18 protein-coding genes are annotated in these 18,821 nt (G+C 42.4%); 5 read left to right on the top strand and 13 right to left on the bottom strand.

The features are described 5' to 3' along the window. Positions 1-35: 35 nt before the first annotated feature. Positions 36-566 carry a YceD family protein gene (locus K370_RS02450; protein ID WP_235272663.1) on the bottom strand — a complete coding sequence of 177 codons (531 nt, stop codon included), beginning with the start codon at positions 564-566 and terminating at the stop codon, positions 36-38. Positions 567-666: 100 nt separating this feature from the next. On the opposite strand from K370_RS02450, the gene K370_RS02445 reads away from it, so the two are divergent. From K370_RS02445 to K370_RS02425, 5 genes are all read left to right on the top strand, one after another. After that, positions 667-2,085 carry an acetyl-CoA carboxylase biotin carboxylase subunit gene (locus K370_RS02445; protein WP_047537812.1) on the top strand — a complete coding sequence of 473 codons (1,419 nt, stop codon included), beginning with the start codon at positions 667-669 and terminating at the stop codon, positions 2,083-2,085. A 29-nt stretch (positions 2,086-2,114) separates the two neighbouring features. Next, positions 2,115-3,974, top strand: coding sequence for a sodium-extruding oxaloacetate decarboxylase subunit alpha (gene oadA / locus K370_RS02440; RefSeq protein ID WP_047537810.1), 1,860 nt, complete (start codon positions 2,115-2,117; stop codon positions 3,972-3,974). A 70-nt stretch (positions 3,975-4,044) separates the two neighbouring features. Further along, positions 4,045-4,626, top strand: a complete 582-nt coding sequence (locus K370_RS02435) for a Maf family nucleotide pyrophosphatase (RefSeq protein ID WP_047537807.1) — start codon at positions 4,045-4,047, stop codon at positions 4,624-4,626. Positions 4,627-4,682: 56 nt separating this feature from the next. After that, entirely contained in the window at positions 4,683-6,149 is a 1,467-nt protein-coding gene (locus tag K370_RS02430) for a DUF4139 domain-containing protein (protein WP_047537804.1), read from the top strand. 47 nt (positions 6,150-6,196) lie between these two features. Beyond that, positions 6,197-6,910, top strand: coding sequence for an SAM-dependent methyltransferase (locus tag K370_RS02425; protein WP_047537801.1), 714 nt, complete (start codon positions 6,197-6,199; stop codon positions 6,908-6,910). Here the strand turns inward: K370_RS02425 and rnhB are convergent. The 12 genes from rnhB to frr all read right to left on the bottom strand — a co-directional run bounded on the left by rnhB (position 6,896) and on the right by frr (position 18,821). Beyond that, positions 6,896-7,486: a ribonuclease HII gene (gene rnhB, locus K370_RS02420; protein WP_047537798.1), complete on the bottom strand. Its 591-nt coding sequence runs from the start codon at positions 7,484-7,486 to the stop codon at positions 6,896-6,898. The two genes, K370_RS02425 and rnhB, sit on opposite strands and share 15 nt — an antisense overlap. Positions 7,487-7,506: 20 nt before the next feature. Beyond that, positions 7,507-8,667: a lipid-A-disaccharide synthase gene (gene lpxB / locus K370_RS02415; protein WP_047537796.1), complete on the bottom strand. Its 1,161-nt coding sequence runs from the start codon at positions 8,665-8,667 to the stop codon at positions 7,507-7,509. A 9-nt stretch (positions 8,668-8,676) separates the two neighbouring features. Further along, on the bottom strand, positions 8,677-9,456 hold the full coding sequence (gene lpxA / locus K370_RS02410) for an acyl-ACP--UDP-N-acetylglucosamine O-acyltransferase (protein WP_047537793.1): 780 nt from the start codon (positions 9,454-9,456) through the stop codon (positions 8,677-8,679). Positions 9,457-9,518: 62 nt separating this feature from the next. Beyond that, a complete protein-coding gene (gene fabZ / locus K370_RS02405) occupies positions 9,519-9,998 on the bottom strand; it encodes a 3-hydroxyacyl-ACP dehydratase FabZ (protein ID WP_047537790.1) in 480 nt (159 codons plus the stop codon). An 8-nt stretch (positions 9,999-10,006) separates the two neighbouring features. Then, complete coding sequence (lpxD, locus tag K370_RS02400) at positions 10,007-11,065, bottom strand: UDP-3-O-(3-hydroxymyristoyl)glucosamine N-acyltransferase (RefSeq protein WP_047537789.1); 1,059 nt, start codon at positions 11,063-11,065, stop codon at positions 10,007-10,009. A gap of 68 nt (positions 11,066-11,133) precedes the next feature. Beyond that, positions 11,134-11,685 carry an OmpH family outer membrane protein gene (locus K370_RS02395; protein WP_047537788.1) on the bottom strand — a complete coding sequence of 184 codons (552 nt, stop codon included), beginning with the start codon at positions 11,683-11,685 and terminating at the stop codon, positions 11,134-11,136. Positions 11,686-11,700: 15 nt separating this feature from the next. Then, positions 11,701-13,998, bottom strand: coding sequence for an outer membrane protein assembly factor BamA (gene bamA / locus K370_RS02390; RefSeq protein ID WP_047537787.1), 2,298 nt, complete (start codon positions 13,996-13,998; stop codon positions 11,701-11,703). A gap of 14 nt (positions 13,999-14,012) precedes the next feature. Beyond that, entirely contained in the window at positions 14,013-15,407 is a 1,395-nt protein-coding gene (rseP, locus tag K370_RS02385; protein WP_047537784.1) for an RIP metalloprotease RseP, read from the bottom strand. Next, the gene (ispC, locus tag K370_RS02380; protein WP_047538862.1) at positions 15,404-16,618 is read right to left on the bottom strand and encodes a 1-deoxy-D-xylulose-5-phosphate reductoisomerase; all 1,215 of its coding nucleotides are present in this window, start codon (positions 16,616-16,618) and stop codon (positions 15,404-15,406) included. The genes rseP and ispC overlap by 4 nt, the downstream gene beginning before the upstream one ends. 31 nt (positions 16,619-16,649) lie before the next feature. After that, entirely contained in the window at positions 16,650-17,471 is an 822-nt protein-coding gene (locus tag K370_RS02375; RefSeq protein ID WP_047537781.1) for a phosphatidate cytidylyltransferase, read from the bottom strand. Positions 17,472-17,479: 8 nt separating this feature from the next. Continuing rightward, positions 17,480-18,235 (bottom strand): isoprenyl transferase, encoded by a 756-nt coding sequence (locus K370_RS02370; protein WP_047537778.1) that lies wholly within the window; start codon positions 18,233-18,235, stop codon positions 17,480-17,482. Between the two features lie 28 nt (positions 18,236-18,263). Beyond that, on the bottom strand, positions 18,264-18,821 hold the full coding sequence (gene frr / locus K370_RS02365; protein ID WP_047537775.1) for a ribosome recycling factor: 558 nt from the start codon (positions 18,819-18,821) through the stop codon (positions 18,264-18,266).

Genomic DNA, 18,821 nt, shown 5'->3' with positions numbered 1-18,821 from the left:
AACACTCATAAACACCAGACGGTGATTCGTTATATTTAGCTCGATTTTTTAGCAAAATCTTTAAGTACCGCAAAAGGATTCGGCTTCTCCCCGCTTTGCTTAATATGTTGTATGCACTCTTGCTGATGCTCTGAAGAATGTACAGGTGCAATGGGGAAAGCGATTAACAACTCATCCTCTACAACTCCCCACACATCCATCTCACGCGAGGCCTCCAACCAATCCAAATCGTCATTTTCATCAAATCCAACTGGCTCGGCCCCGCTGATCAAATAATCAAAACTTAGCTTTAATTGCACATTCATTTCATTCAAGCAACGCTGACAAACCGCGGGCAAGTTTGCATCTATCGTTAAATGCAAACTTGGCAGACTATATTTTTTTGCCGAACCAGCCAATGTATATTGGATATTAACAGGTTGTTGGTGCTCAACCTGCAACACTAAAAGCTCCTTCAGCCTTTGTAGCGCCGTCAATTCCACATCTCCTGAAACGACTTGTTCAGATACAGAAAATTCAAGATTATTTATCAATAATGGTTTCATTGTGGGTGTTAATTTATTCATTTTTTCATCAATCCAGCCATTTTTAGGCCTCGTGCTTATTTTGCAGACAGCACCCGCGTGTTACAATCGCCGAGTTTGTTGCATATCTTTAAGGGTTCAAGTGTTCAAAAAAATTCTTGTTGCTAATCGGGGGGAAATTGCAGTGCGTATTGTACGCGCTTGCTCCGAAATGGGCATTAAATCTGTCGCTATTTATGCCGAGGCTGATCGTCATGCCTTGCATGTTAAAAAAGCCGATGAGGCCTACAACATTGGCACCGACCCAGTTGCCGGCTATTTAAACGCACATAATATTGTTAACGTAGCAGTAGCTGCAGGCTGTGACGCCTTGCATCCTGGCTATGGTTTTTTGTCGGAAAATCCGGAGTTAGCGGAAATTTGTGCGCGTCGCGGCATTAAGTTTATCGGGCCAAGTGCTACAGTTATCCGTCAAATGGGCGACAAAATTCAAGCGCGTAACGCAATGACGAAGGCTGGCATACCTTGCACACCAGGTAGCGACGGCAATCTTGAAAATCTAGAAGAAGCAGTCAAGCTAGCCAATAAAATTGGCTACCCTGTGATGTTAAAGGCCACCAATGGTGGTGGCGGACGCGGGATCAGGCGCTGCGACTCTGAAAAAGAATTACTGAGCAACTATGACCGTGTAATTAGTGAAGCCAGCAAAGCATTTGGCAAGCCAGAAGTATTCTTAGAAAAATGTGTTGTCGCACCGCGCCATATTGAAGTGCAAGTTTTAGCCGATAGCAAAGGTAACGTGATTCATTTATTTGAGCGTGACTGTTCAATTCAACGTCGCAATCAAAAGCTTATTGAAATCGCGCCCTCACCCCAGTTAAGTCAAGCGCAACGTGATTACATTGGCGGATTAGCGGTAAAAGCAGCTAAAGCAGTAGGTTACGAAAATGCAGGTACAGTGGAATTCTTACTGGACTCTAATAATCATTTTTACTTTATGGAAATGAATACCCGCTTGCAGGTTGAGCATACCGTGACCGAAACCATTACTGGTGTGGATATTGTGCAAGCACAAATTCGTATCGCTTATGGTTTGCCCTTGCAATATAAACAATCCGAAATCAGCTTCCGCGGTTTTGCGATGGAATATCGGATTAATGCCGAAGATCCTAAAAACGATTTCTTACCGAGTTTCGGTAAAATAACGCGCTATTACTCACCTGGCGGACCAGGTGTGCGTATGGATGCCGCTATATATACAGGTTATGTGATCCCGCCTTACTACGACTCCATGTGTGCAAAATTAACGGTTTGGGCCTTGGATTGGGAAGGTGTGATTGAGCGCGGTCGCCGTGCGCTAAGTGATATGGAGGTTTATGGCGTTAAAACAACGATTCCCTATTATCAAGAAATCATGAAACATCCTGATTTTAAGAATGCACAATTCAATACCAGTTTTGTAGAAACCCATCCTGAGCTGACTAATTACGCGACCGAGTTACCTCCAGAACTGATTGCAGCAGCAATTTCCGCAGCGATTGCGGCACACGAAGGCATTTAAAAAAAGTATTTAATAGAAGACGATTGATTATGAGCAAAATACAACTTACCGAACTCGTTCTACGTGATGGCCATCAATCCATGATTGCCACACGATTGCGTACTGAAGATATGCTGCCAATTTGTAGCCAATTAGATGCGATTGGCTTTTGGTCGCTGGAAGCTTGGGGCGGCGCAACGTTTGATGCCTGTGTACGCTATTTAAAAGAAGATCCATGGGAACGCTTAACGAAACTGCGTAAAGCATTGCCAAACAGTCAAATTAACATGCTATTGCGTGGCCAAAATTTACTTGGCTATCGTCATTATTCTGATGACGTTGTGCATGCTTTTGTTCAAAAATCTGCGGATAACGGCGTGGATGTATTCCGTATTTTTGATGCGATGAATGACACGCGTAATTTGCGCGAAGCCATTAACGCGGTGAAAAAAGTTAAAAAACATGCCATCGGTACACTTTCTTATACCACCAGCCCAGTGCACGATATTGCTTATTTCGTTGCAATGGCAAAAGAGCTGGAAAGTATGGGTTCAGACAGCATTGGCATTAAAGATATGGCAGGTTTATTAACACCACAAGTTGCTGCAGATTTAGTAAAGGCGCTTAAAGCTGCAGTCAGTTTACCTATTCATGTGCATAGTCATGCCACTTCTGGCTTGGCTAGCATGGTGTTGCTCAAAGGCATTGAAAGTGGTGCTGACATTATTGACACTTGCAACTCATCTTTTTCAGAAGGTGCAAGCCACCCCACCACGGAAAGTATGGTTGCTGCGTTAGCAGGCACTGAATATGACACTGGTTTAGACTTAGCTAAATTACAAGAAATCACTGCTTATTTCCGTGAAACGCGTAAAAAATACTGGCAATTTGAGAGTGATTTTACTGGTGTTGATACACGTGTTTTAGTGAATCAAGTGCCAGGCGGCATGATTTCTAATCTATCAAACCAGCTTAAAGAACAAGGTGCGCTAGATCGTATTGATGAAGTATTGGCTGAAATTCCGCGCGTGCGTGAAGACTTGGGTTATCCGCCATTGGTTACGCCAACCTCACAAATTGTGGGTACGCAAGCTGTATTAAACGTGATGACTGGCTCACGCTATAAGTCTGTCACTAATGAGGTGAAGAATTATTTACTCGGTCAATATGGTCAATCTCCAGCGCCAGTGAATGAAGCAGTGAAACAACAAGCAGTTGGCGATGCGAAAGTCATTACCTGTCGCCCTGCTGATTTGTTAGAGCCTGAGATGGTTAAATTACAGGCAGAAGCTGATCGCATCGCAAAAAGTGAAGAAGATGTTTTAACCTACGCGATGTTCCCAGATATCGGCAAAACTTTTCTGCAGGAACGTAATGCCGGCAGCCTGAAACCTGAAGCACTATTAACCAAAGAGCCGGCTAATACCAGCGCTGCACGCTACGCCCCCAATGAGTTTAATGTGACGCTGCATGGCGAAACTTTCCATATCAAACTGACTGGCAGCGGCCATGAAGGTGAAGATTTACGCCCATTCTACGTATCAGTCGATGGTATTGCGGAAGAAGTGGTTGTTGAAACCTTGAGTGAAATTGAGGTTTCCAGCAACGGCGCAACCAGCAATGGTGCTAAAAGTGTAGACAAAAAGAAAGCCGGCTCAAAAACCGCGAATGGCCGCCCTCGCCCACATCATGCGGGTTGCGTTACAACCGCCATGCCAGGGACTATTGTTGCGGTAAAAGTAGCGGTTGGCGATAAAGTAAAAGCGGGTGATGGTGTTTTAGTGATTGAAGCCATGAAAATGGAAAATGAAATTCAAGCCTCTAAAACGGGCACCGTGGTAGCGGTACATGTTACCAAAGGTGATACGGTTACACCGGATGAATCTCTACTTGAGATTCAACCTGAATAATATTGATAAAGGATGATTTTAAAGCCGATAGTGAGTCAAAGCTATCGGCTTTTATTTTTAATAAAACATAATGAAACAAATACTTATTCTAGCTTCTTCTTCTATTTACAGGCGCGAACTGCTACAAAAGCTGCAAGTGCCTTTTAGTTGCATTTCGCCTAATGTAGATGAAACCATCTTGGAAAATGAAAAGCCGCACGAAACCGCTTTAAGATTAGCGCAAGATAAAGCAAGAAAAATCGGCAGTGAATACCCGCATGCTTTAATCATTGGTTGCGACCAGGTGGCGACTTTGGATGGTGAGCAATTGGGCAAACCTCTCAACCACAGCAATGCCACAAAACAATTAAAGATGATGCGCGGCCGTGAAGTAACTTTTCATAGTGCACTTTGCTTATTTAATGCCGCAACTGGCAATATGCAAGCTGAAGTCGTACCGTATTTGGTGCGTTTTAGACAGTTAACGGATGCACAAATTGAAAACTACTTAGCTAAAGAACAGCCATATCATTGTGCGGGCAGCGCTAAATCTGAAGGTTTAGGCGTTGCGTTAATTGAACGCATGCTGGGCGATGACCCCAACGCGTTGATTGGCTTGCCTTTAATTAAGCTGATTACCATGCTGAATAATGAAGGTGTCAGCGTCATCTAAAGTAGATGCGTTCATTACCCATAATCAGCTATCCATCATCGTTTAGGAGACTCCATATGTTTAAGCGCCGTTCAGTTGTTTTAGCAATCACCAGTATTTTGTCAATGGGAGCATTTGCCTTGGATAATAATGTAGCCAGTATTTCAGATGAGACACAAAGCACACTGAATGATCAACAAAGTGTAGCAGTCACTATTTACAATGGTGATCTGGCACTCGTTAAAGATACGCGTAAAGTTAAATTAAAATCTGGTTTAAATGTGCTGGCACTAAGAGATGTCAGCGCAAGAATCAGCCCTGAAACTGCGTTATTACGCAGCATTAACGCCCCTGATAGCTTAGCTCTATTAGAACAAAATTTTGATTTTGATTTGCTGACACCAGAAAAATTACTCGAAAAATATATAGGAAAAACCGTTGGTTTGGTAAAAATACATCCAACAACAGGCGCAGAAACGGTCGAACAAGCCACTGTATTATCAGCCAATCATGGCGTGGTACTTAAGGTCGGCAATCGCATCGAAACAGGCGTTTCAACCAATCGTATCGTTTACGACGATGTGCCCGCCAATTTGCGCGACAGGCCAACGCTGGTGACGCAGTTCAATAATAAGGGTGCCAATGATCAAACTGTTGAATTAAGTTACTTAACGGGCGGATTGGCCTGGAAAGCAGATTATGTAGCCGAGCTGAATGACAAAGAAAATCAATTGGATTTATCCGGCTGGGTAACATTAACCAATACCAGCGGAACCACATATAAAAACGCCAAGTTGCAATTAGTCGCGGGTGACGTCAACCGCGTGCAGCAATCGCCACGCGCTTTAGGCATGCAAATGCGCAAAAACGATATGATGATGGCAGAAGCCGCTGCGCCAATGGCAGAGGAGTCTTTGCTGGAATATCATTTATATACACTGGATCGTCCAACAACTATCAGCGATAACCAAACTAAACAAGTTGCCTTGCTATCAGCCAGTAATGTGCTGGTAAAAAAAGAACTACTGTTAACTGGCGCAGATTATTACTATCAAGGCCAATACGGTGAAATTGGCAGCAAAATGAAAGTTGGTGTTTTCATTGAGTTTGAAAACAAAGAAACCAGCAAACTGGGCATGCCATTGCCTAAAGGCATATTGCGAGTGTACAAAAAAGACAGCAAAGGCAATGCACAATTTGTCGGTGAAGATAATATCGACCACACACCTAAAAATGAAACCGTGCGTTTAAAATTAGGTGAGGCATTTGATGTAACCGCAGACAAAAAACAAACGGATTTTAAGGTGTTGCCTAAACCTTCAAAAACCAATCAACTATACGAAAGTGCATTTGAGTTAACCCTTAAAAATGCCAAAAAAGAGAAGATTACGGTAACTGTGCAAGAACCGATTAGCGGTGATTGGAAAATATTGAGTGAAAGCCATCCTCACATCAAAGCCAATAGCCATCTAGCTGTATGGAAAATTGAAATACCTGCAGAAGGAAAAACCACCCTCACCTACAGAGTACAAGTGAAGTATTAATAGTTTCTATAGGTTAAATATCTACATTTATATGGTCAATTTCTCTTTTGTCTAAATTCGGCACACTCTACCTCGTTCCTGTCACGCTTGGTGATGACAACATCACCAGCGTTTTGCCGCCTGATGTGGTTTCTATCGTGCAAAAACTCGATGTATTTATTGTAGAAAGTGAAAAGTCTGCACGTCACTTTTTAAGCACGATTAAAACACTGAAACCTGTGCGTGAATTAGTGCTTCATTTGCTTAATGAGCATACCGACGATAAAGACGTTTCGGTATTGCTAAAACCTTTGCTAGCAGGCCAAGACGTCGGTTTAATGAGTGATGCGGGCTGCCCTGGCATTGCAGACCCTGGCGCGAAATTGGTAGCACTTGCACATCAAAAAAATATCAAAGTCATCCCATTTGTTGGGCCAAGTTCTATTTTACTAAGCCTGATGGCTTCGGGCTTAAATGGCCAGCAATTTGCATTTTTAGGTTATTTGCCAGTAGATAAACAAGCGCGCAACTTAAGGCTAAAAGAAATTGAAAAGCGCTCCTTAACCCACAAAGAAACGCAAATTTTTATTGAAACGCCTTACCGCAATCAGCATATGCTGGAAGCTATTTTAAGTACGTGCCATCCCAATACAAAATTGTGTATTGCCTGCAATATCAGTCTAAGTACTGAAATGATTGCAACAAAAACGATTGCAAGCTGGAAGCAATCGCCATTACCCGATTTGCACAAGCGGCCTACCGTATTTTTATTGCTGGCTTAATAGACGTCTTACTGGGGCGTAGCTTTTACGATGAATTGGCGTTACGCCATATTGAGTTAACATTTGTAAATGCAAGGCAGTAGGATAGCCTTTGTGTTTAGCAAAATCATATTGCGGATAAACTGCATCTAGCGCATAACATTCTGCATCGCGTGCGACTTTGGCTAATATAGATGCCGCCGAAATCGCCTGTACTTTACTATCACCTTGAACAATCGCCTCACAGGGCAAGTCAATCTTTGGGCATTTATTGCCATCCACCTGCACCAAGTTTGGCATAATGTTAAATTGCACTTGCATGGCTTCTATTGCACGCTTCATCGCTAACAGACTTGCTTGCAAAATATTGATCTCATCAATTTCTTGCGCAGTACAACTGGCAATTGCCCAAGCGAGCGCTTTAGCTTTAATTTCAGCGCTTAAAAAGTCACGTCTTTTTTCGGATAGTTTCTTAGAGTCGGCTAAACCAATAATGGGTTGATTAATATCCAAAATAACCGCTGCCGCATACACGCCGCCAGCAAGCGGCCCGCGCCCTGCTTCATCAACACCGCAAATAAGATTATTTTCTGCCAATTATTTTAGATAGATGAAAATTACAAGTAACTTAAAATAACGTTAGCTGCTTTTTCTGCAGTATTCTGTTTTAAGCTTAAATGAATTTTAGTGAACTCTTGTTTGATTTCAGCAACATAGGTTGAATCACCTAATAAGCGATGTGCTGCATCCGCTAGCTTTTGAGGTGTCGCATCATCTTGCAACAGCTCTGGTACTAAAAACCTACCGGCTAATATGTTGGGTAACCCAACATAAGGTTGATAGCGCATCCGCTTAAGCATCCACCAGCTTAATGTCGGCATGCGATAAGTAATCACCATGGGACGTTTCAACAAAGCAGCTTCCAGCGTAGCCGTGCCTGAGGCCACAATCACAACATCCGCCGCTTCCATCGCATCGTGCGCATGGCCGAATAACAATTGCAAATCTATATCCATATCAGGATATTCAATATAGGTTTGATGGATGGCATCTTCAAAAATATTGCGTGTTTCACGCGTAATCAATGGAACTAAAAACTGTATTCCTGAAAGCTGTGCATGAGCATGTTTTTGCGTCAGCAAACGTGCAGTTTTGACGAACAATGCCGCATGCTGTTTCACTTCACTTTGACGGCTGCCTGGCAGCATGGCGACCACTAATTTATCATGCTTAATTTTGAGCACTTCACGTGCTGCATGTTGATCAGGTTCCAGTGGTAACTCATCTGCAAGCGGATGCCCCACATAAGTAACAGGCACATTAGCGGCTTCATATAAAGCGGGCTCAAATGGAAATAAAGCCAATACATGCGATACAGCGCGCTTGATTTTACTCATCCGCCCGCCCCGCCATGCCCATATGGATGGGCCAACGTAATGAATGGCTGGAATGCCCTTCTTTTTGAATTTTCGTTCTAACCAAAAGTTAAAATCTGGCGCATCAATACCAATAAAAACAGCAGGTTTTTCAGCTAACAATTGTGCTAATAAGTTTTTACGTAGTTTAAGTAGGCCTCTAAGATGCATAAGTACTTCTACATAACCGCGTACAGATAACTTCTCTAGTGAGAATAATGAGCGAGTGCCCTCACTTATCATTTTTGGCCCTGCAATACCGATAAATGTTAAATCAGGGCGTTTTGCTTTTAAAGCACGGATTAAGTGGCTACCCAATAAATCCCCTGAGGCTTCACCTGCCACGATTGCAATTTTTGACATTTTGGCGGATTAACGGACGATGCCGCGGGTTGAGATTTGCAGAAAATCGGTCAGCATTGCAATTTCCGGACAATCTTTTTGCATATTGGCCAACTCTAATTTAGCTTCTTCAAGCGTTAAACTGTTGCGATATAAAGCTTTATAAGCACGTTTTATTTGCGTGATGCTTTCAGGACTATATCCGCGACGTTTTAAACCTTCAGCATTAATACCATGCGGTTTGGCATCGTAGCCCGCAGCAGTAACGTAAGGTGGAATATCTTTAAATACCACAGACCCAACGGCCGTAATCACATGCGCACCAACCTTACAAAACTGATGAATCAAGGTAAAACCGCCTAAAATGGCATAATCGTGAATATCCACATGGCCAGCCAGCGAGCTGTTGTTGGCCATGATGGTGTTATTACCGATTGTACAATCATGAGCGATATGCACATAAGCCATAATCCAGTTATCGTTGCCGATTTTAGTCACACCTTTATCTTGAATCGTACCGCGATTAAACGTACAAAACTCGCGAATGGTATTGTTATCACCTATTTCCAAGGTAGTCGGCTCATCGCGATATTTCTTATCTTGCGGCTCTTCGCCTAAAGATGAAAATTGAAAAATCTGATTATTCTTACCGATAGTCGTTGGGCCTTTTAGTACGACATGGCTCGCAATACGGGTATCGGCTCCTACTTTTACATGCGCACCAATTGTAGAATAAGCACCAACTGTTACGCTGGAATCAAGTTCAGCTTTTGGATCAATAATAGCGGTTGGATGTATTTTGGCGGACATTGATTAAATTCTAGCTATTTAATTATTTACTTTAACTTAACAAGTTAATTGATTGAATTATATTACTTTTCTATTGCTTTCAAAATGCACATCATATTTGCTTCCGCCACAACTGTGCCATCTACGGTAGCAATACCAGTGTACTTCCAAATACCTTTTAAAATACGATCAATCTTGACGTTCAAAATAATTTGATCACCTGGTGAAACGGGTTTTTTAAAGCGCGCGCTATCAATACCGGCGAAATAATAGACTGAATCATCAGTAGGCTTGGTACCCATTGTCTTAAAAGAAAGGACTGCCGCAGCTTGTGCCATCGCTTCGACAATCAATACACCGGGCATTACAGGATGATAAGGAAAATGTCCTGGAAAAAATGGCTCATTCACAGTCACATTTTTCAATGCAGTAATTTCTTTTCCTACTTCCATTGAAAGTACGCGATCAATTAATACAAAAGGATAACGATGCGGTAAGTGATCGAGAATCTCATGAATATCCATACTATTTGTAGCGTTATTATTTGTTGCGTTATCTGCCATATCGTTCTCTATTTTTGACTTTGAGAAGTTAATTTTTCAATCGCTTCTTCTAAGGTCTTTATTTTATCCGTTAATTGACTTAAATGGCGAATATTCGCTGCTGTTTTAAGCCAAACATCATGCTCTTGAAACGGCATTAATGCAGTATAGGTTCCAGCTTTATGAATTGAGCGCATAATCATGCTACCAGGTGAAATGGTAACGCCATCAGTAATGGTCAAATGACCTAATATCATGGCCGCACCGCCAATCCTGCAGTGCTTGCCAATCACAGCACTGCCTGCAATACCGACACAGCCAGCAACGACCGTATGCGCTCCAATGCGGCAGTTATGGGCGATTTGAATTAAGTTATCGAGCTTAACACCCTCTTCTATGATGGTATCGTCAATTGCACCGCGATCAATCGTTGTATTAGCGCCGATATCGACATGATCGTGAATTACCACGCAACCTATCTGTGGGATTTTTACCCAGTATTTATTTTTATCCGGACCAGTTTCTTCGGCATAGCCAAAACCATCATTGCCGATGATACAGCCAGAAAATAAATGGCAGTTTTTGCCTATGTACGAACCATGTTTAATGGTGACATTTGCTTCCAATATAGTGTTGTCACTAATGGTTGCATTGCGTTCAACAACACAACCTGCGCCAATCGTCACGTGACTCCCAATATTGACATTCGCCTGTAAAACAACATTTGCGCCTATGCTGCAGTCTTCTGGTAATTTAATCGACTCATCTATTACAGCAGTGGCATGCACACCTGTAATTGCAACGTTGTCAGGGTTTAATAGCTGGGATAATTTGGCAAAATAGGCGTAAGGGTTATCAGTGATGATTTTAGGCAATTCAGTCAGATCAGCATGCTCTGGCTTAATAATAACGGCACTTGCAGCCGTATTATTTAATTGAGTTGCATACTTAGTTTCATTGAAAAAACTAATCGCTCCAGCTTGTGCAAAAGCTAAAGATCCGACGCGAGCAATTACGATGTTAGGGTCACCTGAAACTAGTCCGCCCAATTGATAGACGATTTGTTGTAGCGTTAAATTGGTGCTCATAAGAAGTGTTTACAAAAAACTAAGCGCATAAGCAATCAACGATGCAGTTTACGCGCTTGGTTTCTAATCTATTTCTTACCCAAAAGCTTTAATACTTTATCAGTAATATCAATTTTTTTACTGGCATAAGCCACGCCACCATAAACGACTAAATCATAACCATCGGTTTCAGAAACCGTTTGCACTGCCTTATTGATGCGGTCCTGCAAAACCGAAAGCTCTTCATTTTTACGTAAATTAATGTCTTCACGTAATTCGCGTTGCTTGCGCTGGAATTCAATTTTAAGATTTGAAACATCGCGCTCTTTATTGCGGCGATCGGACTCAGAAAGCGTTACGCTTTCTTTATCTAAAGTGGTTTCAATATCACGGATTTGCTTTTGGGTGCGCTCAAGCTCTTGTGAGCGAGGACTAAACTCACGTTCTAATTTTTTGCCGCTTTCAGCAGTCTGTGGCGCTTCCTGCAAGATTTTATCTACTTGAACATAGCCGATTTTAAGCTCTGCCGCCATCGAGTTTGTACCAACGCTGGCCATTAAAGTAAAGAAACTAGCCGTTAGTAAAGTTTTCAACGTTTGATTCAATTCCAATCTCCTTACATCATGAGCGCAATTGCTCATGAGCCTATTCTACTATTAAAACTGCTGACCAAGTTGGAACTGCAGTGTTTGAGTTTGATCACCATCTTTAGCATTAAGCGGTTTTGCAAGTACCAATTTTAGCGGGCCGAATGGTGAGAACCAACTGATACCTACACCTGTTGAGTACCTTAACTCACCCAAACTCAATGGGTCACCTTTAGCGTAAACACTACCTGTATCAACAAAAGCACTTAAGCGGAATTGGGATGAATTTTTAAGTAATGGTACAGGAATAAATACTTCCGCATTACCCACTATTCGGCGTGTACCACCCACCGCAAAATCCTGGCCGGTAGTTGGATCGTAATCGCGCGGACCAATTGCACCATTGTCAAAACCACGCACTGAGTTCACACCACCAACATAGAAGTTTTTAAAGAACGGATAAGCCTTACCACCATAACTATCGGCATAACCTAATTCGCCATTCAACATAACCGTTACATCTTTAAATACATCTTTGTACCAAGCATGTTTATATTCCAATTTGTAATACTGCAAATCCAGGCCTGGCACTGTCGTTTCCGCAGTCAGTCTTTGCAAAACGCCTCTATTGGGGAACAAGGTGTTATCGCGCGAGTCATGCGTCCAGCCTAATGCCAACTGCAAGGAGTTACTATTACAACCGCTGGTATTGCCGCAAAAATCCAGATATTGCTTAGGGCTATTATCTGACAATTCAATCTTGGTAATGTCAGCAGTGAGGCCTGCACTAAGGAAATCTTTTTCACTTAGCGGCAAACCAAATCGCACGCCCGCACCATATGAGGAGCTATTATAAGTACCAATATCCAAAGAACGTGTATTAACATCGCGTCTGTACACATCAAAACCACGACTCACGCCATCTGGCGTAAAGTAAGGGTCGGTGTAAGAGAGTGAGTAGGTTGTATTCACTTTACCCGTATTGACTTGTGCAGAAACTCGGTTGCCAGTACCCAGGAAGTTTTGCTGGTTGACAGTAACACCTAAAACAACACCCTCACTACTGGACAAGCCCGCACCAAATTGCACGCTGCCCGTCGATCTTTCGGTAACATTAAGATTAAGGTCTACTTGGTCTGAAGTGCCCGGGACTGCAGGCGTTTCAATATCAACACTCTCAAAGTACTGTAAACGCTCTAAACGCACTTTAGAACGATCAATCTTATCGCCTGCATACCAGGCTGATTCCAGTTGACGCATTTCGCGACGCAATACAGAGTCGCGTGTACGCGTATTGCCAGTTAAATTAATACGGCGCACATAAACGCGTTTGCCAGGATCAACAAAAAAGGTAAATGCAGCAGTATGATTTTCTTTGTTAATCTCAGGAATTGCATTCACGTTTGAAAACGCATAACCTTCATTGCTTAATCGATCACTGATAGCCTTACTGGATTCAGTAATTAACTGGCGATTAAACGTATCATCTTTTGCTATTTTAATCAGCGGCTTAAGGTCTGTTTCAGGCACTTGTAACTCACCTGCCAGCTTCACATCACTAATCGTATATTTTTCACCTTCAGTGATGTTAACCGTAATGTAAATATCCTGTTTATCAGGTGAAATCGACACTTGAGTAGAATCAATTGAGAACTCTAAATAACCTTGATTCATGTAAAACGACTTCAAGGTCTCTAAATCAGCTGTCAACTTTTGTTTAGAATACTGATCGTCTTTATTCCACCAACTCATCCAATTCGGCGTTGTCAGCAGAAATTCGGCGCGCAAATCTTCCGTGGTGAAAACATTGTTGCCAACGATATTAATATCGCGAATTTTCGCAACAACGCCTTCTTCGATTTCAAATTTAACAGCTACGCGATTACGCTCGAGCGGGCTGACAACTGCTTTAACCGTTGCGCTATATTTACCTTGTGATAAATATTGACGTTTAATTTCTTGCTCGGCACGGTCCAGTTGCGACTTATCAAAAATCAGACCTTCCGATATACCGATTTGCTTAAGCCCTTCAGTCATCTTGTCAGATGGAAATGACTTGTTACCTGTAAATTCAATTTTAGCAATAGCAGAACGCTCTTGCACGGTAACAACCAGAACTTCACCTTCTGCTTCAATGCGCACATCTTTAAAAAAACCTGTGTTGTAGAGTGATTTGATTGCCTGTGTGGCCTTTTCATCACTCATCACATCCCCCACTTGCACAGGCAGGTAATTAAAGATAGTGCCTGCTTCAGTACGTTGCAAACCTTCTACACGAATATCCTTTACGACAAAAGGTTCAAGCGCCAAAACATGCTGGCTGAAAAGTGTGAAAACGATAGCGGGGATATGGCGGATTTTAAACAAATGATTAACCCGAATTAAAATGTAGTGAATAGTCGACTAAAGTCATTAAAAATGGCAATAGTCATAAGCAAGCCTAGTAACACAAACCCTATTTTTTGCCCAACCAGCATTGTTTGATCTGACACTGGTGAACCCTTTAATATTTCAGCGATATAATACATCAAATGGCCGCCATCTAACACAGGTATTGGCAAAAGGTTAAGCACGCCGATACTAATACTAACCAATGCAAGAAAACTAAGAAAGGTATTCAGTCCTAAACTTGCACTCTCGCCCGCAAATGTTGCAATGGTGACCGGTCCGCTAATGCCTTTGATAGAAATCTGCCCTGTAATCATTCTGCCTAACATTTTCAAACTGAATATTGCAGTATCCCATGTTTTTAAAATAGCTTTTTGTAAGCTTTGTAACGGAGAGTACTGTAATTCAATTAAAAATTCGTCTAACGTTTTTTGATCTAACTTAACACTGGCGCCCAATCGACCAAAAGACTGGTTGTTTTCCGTCACCCGTTCTGGGACAACTGCAATAGTACGCAGTTCTTGTGCTCGCTCAATTTTTATTTGCAAGACTTTATTAGGGCTAGCTTTAACCTTGGCTACCACACTTTCCCAGTCACGCATATCGACGTCATTAATACTTAAAATTTTGTCGTCGGATCTGAAGTTAGCTTTTTCAGCCGCACTATTCGGTAATATTTCACCAATTACCGCTGGGATATTGGGCTTAAACATACCCAAGCCAACTTTTTCTAGAATATCGACTTCAGGGTCGCTATTAACCCCACTAAAACTAAGCGTATGTACATGCAATACGTTGTCAGTACTTAACGCCTCTATTGTCACATTTTTATTTTCTAACGATTGCTCCAGTAATATCCAGCGCGCATCTGTCCATGTTTTAACAGGGCTGCCTGCTATTGACTGGATCACTTCCCCTTTTTTCAAGCTGGCAGAAGCGGCTAAACTATTTTTGACAACATCTCCGACAATCGGGCGCATGCCTGTCACACCTTGCATAAACAAAAGCCAATATAAAAAGATAGCCAGCAACAGATTGGCAATCGGGCCTGCCGATACAATTGCAATGCGCTTCCAGACATTCTGGCGATTAAATGCACGCTGCAACTCGGCTTCTGAATAGCTGGCTGGCGTTACATCTAAGTTTTGCTCGCGTTCAGCTTTCAACTCTCTTTCATCTAGCATTTTGACAAAGCCACCCAACGGTATTGCGGCTAACACGAATTCGGTTTTATCTTTGCCAAAAGTTTTTTTCCACAATGGTTTGCCAAAACCCACAGAAAAACGCAGTACTTTTACATTGCACCAGCGTGCCACCTGAAAATGGCCATACTCGTGAATCGTGACCAATAGTCCAATAGTCACGATGAATGCGATTAATGTCATCATGCGCTTAATGCCTGTTTATGCATATTTTTTGCAAAGCTACTTTTTGAAATGGCGCTTTGTGCAAAATCCCTTGCTTCATTATCAATATCAATCAATTGGGTTAAGGACGAAACTGGTTCCGCCTGAATCGAAGCAAGCGCGCTTTCAATCAATGCAGGAATATTTAGGAAGTGGATATCATTGTTTAAAAATGCGGCTACCGCTACTTCGTTAACGGCATTCAATATGGCTGGCGCAGTGCCACCTAATTTCAAAGCATCGTAAGCCAATTGCAAACACGGGAAGCGCTTGGTATCTGGTGCTTCAAATTCTAATTTTGCAATTTCCAACAGATTAAGTGAAGCGACCCCAGACGCAATACGATTCGGATAGCCCAAGGCATAGGCAATCGGTGTGCGCATGTCAGGATTACCCAATTGCGCCAATACACTGCCATCAATATATTCCACCATCGAATGAATAACACTTTGCGGGTGTACAACGACATCTATTTGTTCGAGCGCAGCATTAAATAACCAATGCGCCTCAATCACTTCTAAGCCTTTATTCATCAGGGTTGCAGAGTCAATCGTGATTTTTGTCCCCATCACCCAATTAGGATGTTTAAGTGCCTGTGCAGGTGTAACTGCTGCCAATTGTACTGATGAATATTGTCTAAATGGCCCGCCAGATGCAGTTAAGATGATTTTACGTACACCGCCGTCGCTAAGATGAGCCAGCTGCTGTGGTGGCATCACTTGAAATATGGCGTTATGCTCACTATCAATGGGCAATAAAGTTGCTCCGCCAGCTTTAACCGCTTGCATAAACAAGCTGCCCGCCATTACTAAGGTTTCTTTATTAGCCAATAAGATGCGCTTGCCTGCATGTGCTGCAGCCATTGCTGGTTTTAAACCAGCTGCACCAACAATCGCTGCCATCACAATATCCACTGCATCATCACTGGCAATTTGTTCTAAACCTGCCATGCCAGAAATCACTTCGGTTTTGCTGTTAATGGCTTGCAGTTTTGAACGTAAATCCAATGCGGATTTTTCATTCAATAACACAGCGATTTTGGGTTGAAATTGCACGCATTGCTTCAGCATGACTTCAACATTTGAATTGGCGGCCAAGGCATAAACCTGATATTGATCCGCATGTTGCGCGATTACATCCAGCGTTTGCAAACCAATCGTGCCGGTACTGCCTAATACAGTCACATTTTGCATAGCTGCGTTTTTAATGGTTTGATTTTGCAATTTAGGCAGCCAAATTAAAATAATGGTATAAATAAATCATTAATATTGCGATAGGCAAGCTGGGAATAATGCCGTCAATGCGATCCAGAATTCCACCATGCCCCGGCAATAAACTGCCGCTATCTTTCAACATAGCTTGACGTTTTATCATGGATTCAAACAAATCGCCAGCAACGCCTAATATGGTAGTAATCCATAACGCAGGAAAAACAGCCAATTGTTTAAAACCAAAACCGAAGTATAAAACCGCACCAAACAAAGAGACAGCAATCAATGCGCCTGCTACACCTTCCCAAGTTTTACCCGGGCTAATGGTCGGTGCTAACTTATGTTTACCAAAGTTTTTACCTGCAAAATAAGCAGCGGTATCTGCAATCCAAATCGTCGCCAACAACACCAATAACAGCCAGGGGTCTGCGCCTTTTGCACAAATCAAAGCCAGCCAAAGTGATGTAATTAATAATAAACCCAACATCGCCATGACAAACTTACTATTGATTAAGCATTTAGTCTTGAACCAAAATGGCACCACAAATAGCCAAAATAGCGCAGCTATAAAAAACACGATGAGTGATTTTAAGAAGAACAGATGAAAACCATATTGCGTTATTAGCGATACGATGACCAGCCCAGCAAAGCCCGCTATAAGCAAATACAGGCTGTTTTGTAACGCAGTAAGCTTAATCATACTGCCCCACTCATGCAATGCCAGCAAAGAAATGGCCAGCATACAGTAAGCCCACAGCGTATTACTCAGCATAAAAAGTGCAGGGATAAAAACAGCCACTAATAGGCAGGCGGTAATAATACGGGTTTTGAGCATAATTTAAACTAATTGACTACAGTGAGTTGCTCACTGGTGCGACCAAAACGGCGCTCTCGTTGTCGATACGATTGTATGGCGTCATTAAACGCTTTCGCATCAAAATCTGGCCATAGCGTATCAGTAAAGTAAAACTCTGTATAAGCCAGCTGCCATAACAGAAAATTACTCACACGTTTTTCGCCGCCTGTGCGAATAAATAAATCTGGCTCAGTCGCGTAATGCATGGATAGATAAGGCGATATATCCTCTTCTGTATACTGGCCTGCTTTTTGTGGCAACGCATTCGTCATGCGATTGGTCGCCTGCAAAATATCCCAGCGCCCGCCGTAATTGGCCGCAATCGTTAAGGTTAAGCCCGTATTATTGGCCGTTAATTGTTCAGAAGCTTCCATTTGTGCAATTAACTCCGCATTAAAACGACTGCGGTCACCAATCAAAATCAAACGAATATTGTTATCGTGCAGCTTAACGACCTCGCGTTTTAGCGCATCCATAAACAGGCCCATTAAAAATGAAACCTCATCATCTGGTCTGCGCCAATTTTCACTGCTGAATGCAAACAGGGTTAAAAACTTAACATTCATTAGTGCGCATTGTTTAACAACCTCGCGCACCGTTTCCACACCACGTTTATGCCCCGCAATACGCGGCAAAAAACGTTTGCGCGCCCAACGCCCATTGCCATCCATAATCACAGCAATATGATTGGGGATTTCACCTGAATCAGGAATCGTTTGCGTAGAACTAGAAAAAAACTTCAATGATTAACCCTTAAAATGAGCCTAAAAATTAAACGGCCATCAAATCAGCTTCTTTAACTTGCAGCAACTTATCAACCTCAATCACGGCTTTATCCGTCATTTTTTGCACTTCATCTTGTGCACGGCGCTCGTCATCTTCACTGATTTCTTTATCTTTTAATAGTTTTTTCAACGCATCATTGGCATCGCGACGCACATTACGAATCGCTACTTTCGCGCCTTCACCTTCTGTACGCACAACTTTGGTTAAGTCGCGACGACGCTCTTCTGTCAACATTGGCATCGGCACGCGAATCAAATCACCATTCGTGGCAGGATTCAACCCTAAGTCACAGTCACGGATGGCTTTTTCTACTTTACCAATCATGTTTTTTTCATATGGCTGCACGTTAATCGTACGCGCATCACCCAAATTCACGTTTGCGACTTGGTTAACAGCCACCATTGAGCCGTAATATTCCACCATCACATGATCCAACAAGCCGGTATGCGCACGACCTGTACGTATTTTAGCCAAGTCATTTTTTAAGGACTCCAATGACTTCTGCATTTTTACATCAGCTATTTTTTTAATCTCTTCCAACAT

This window comes from Methylotenera versatilis 7 (assembly GCF_000799165.1).
In the GTDB taxonomy this organism is placed as follows: domain Bacteria; phylum Pseudomonadota; class Gammaproteobacteria; order Burkholderiales; family Methylophilaceae; genus Methylotenera_A; species Methylotenera_A versatilis_A.
This window is presented reverse-complemented; position numbering and strand designations above follow the sequence as displayed.

Excerpts from the sequence above, each read along its gene's own strand:
- rseP (WP_047537784.1), bottom strand. The coding sequence starts at position 15,407 with ATGATGACATTAATCGCATTCATCGTGACTATTGGACTATTGGTCACG.
- K370_RS02395 (WP_047537788.1), bottom strand. The coding sequence starts at position 11,685 with ATGAGCAATTGCGCTCATGATGTAAGGAGATTGGAATTGAATCAAACG.
- K370_RS02435 (WP_047537807.1), top strand. The coding sequence starts at position 4,045 with ATGAAACAAATACTTATTCTAGCTTCTTCTTCTATTTACAGGCGCGAA.
- K370_RS02375 (WP_047537781.1), bottom strand. The coding sequence starts at position 17,471 with ATGCTCAAAACCCGTATTATTACCGCCTGCCTATTAGTGGCTGTTTTT.
- lpxB (WP_047537796.1), bottom strand. The coding sequence starts at position 8,667 with ATGTCAAAAATTGCAATCGTGGCAGGTGAAGCCTCAGGGGATTTATTG.
- lpxD (WP_047537789.1), bottom strand. The coding sequence starts at position 11,065 with ATGAGCACCAATTTAACGCTACAACAAATCGTCTATCAATTGGGCGGA.
- K370_RS02450 (WP_235272663.1), bottom strand. The coding sequence starts at position 566 with ATGAATAAATTAACACCCACAATGAAACCATTATTGATAAATAATCTT.
- oadA (WP_047537810.1), top strand. The coding sequence starts at position 2,115 with ATGAGCAAAATACAACTTACCGAACTCGTTCTACGTGATGGCCATCAA.
- lpxA (WP_047537793.1), bottom strand. The coding sequence starts at position 9,456 with ATGTCCGCCAAAATACATCCAACCGCTATTATTGATCCAAAAGCTGAA.
- frr (WP_047537775.1), bottom strand. The coding sequence starts at position 18,821 with ATGTTGGAAGAGATTAAAAAAATAGCTGATGTAAAAATGCAGAAGTCA.
- fabZ (WP_047537790.1), bottom strand. The coding sequence starts at position 9,998 with ATGGCAGATAACGCAACAAATAATAACGCTACAAATAGTATGGATATT.
- K370_RS02430 (WP_047537804.1), top strand. The coding sequence starts at position 4,683 with ATGTTTAAGCGCCGTTCAGTTGTTTTAGCAATCACCAGTATTTTGTCA.
- ispC (WP_047538862.1), bottom strand. The coding sequence starts at position 16,618 with ATGCAAAATGTGACTGTATTAGGCAGTACCGGCACGATTGGTTTGCAA.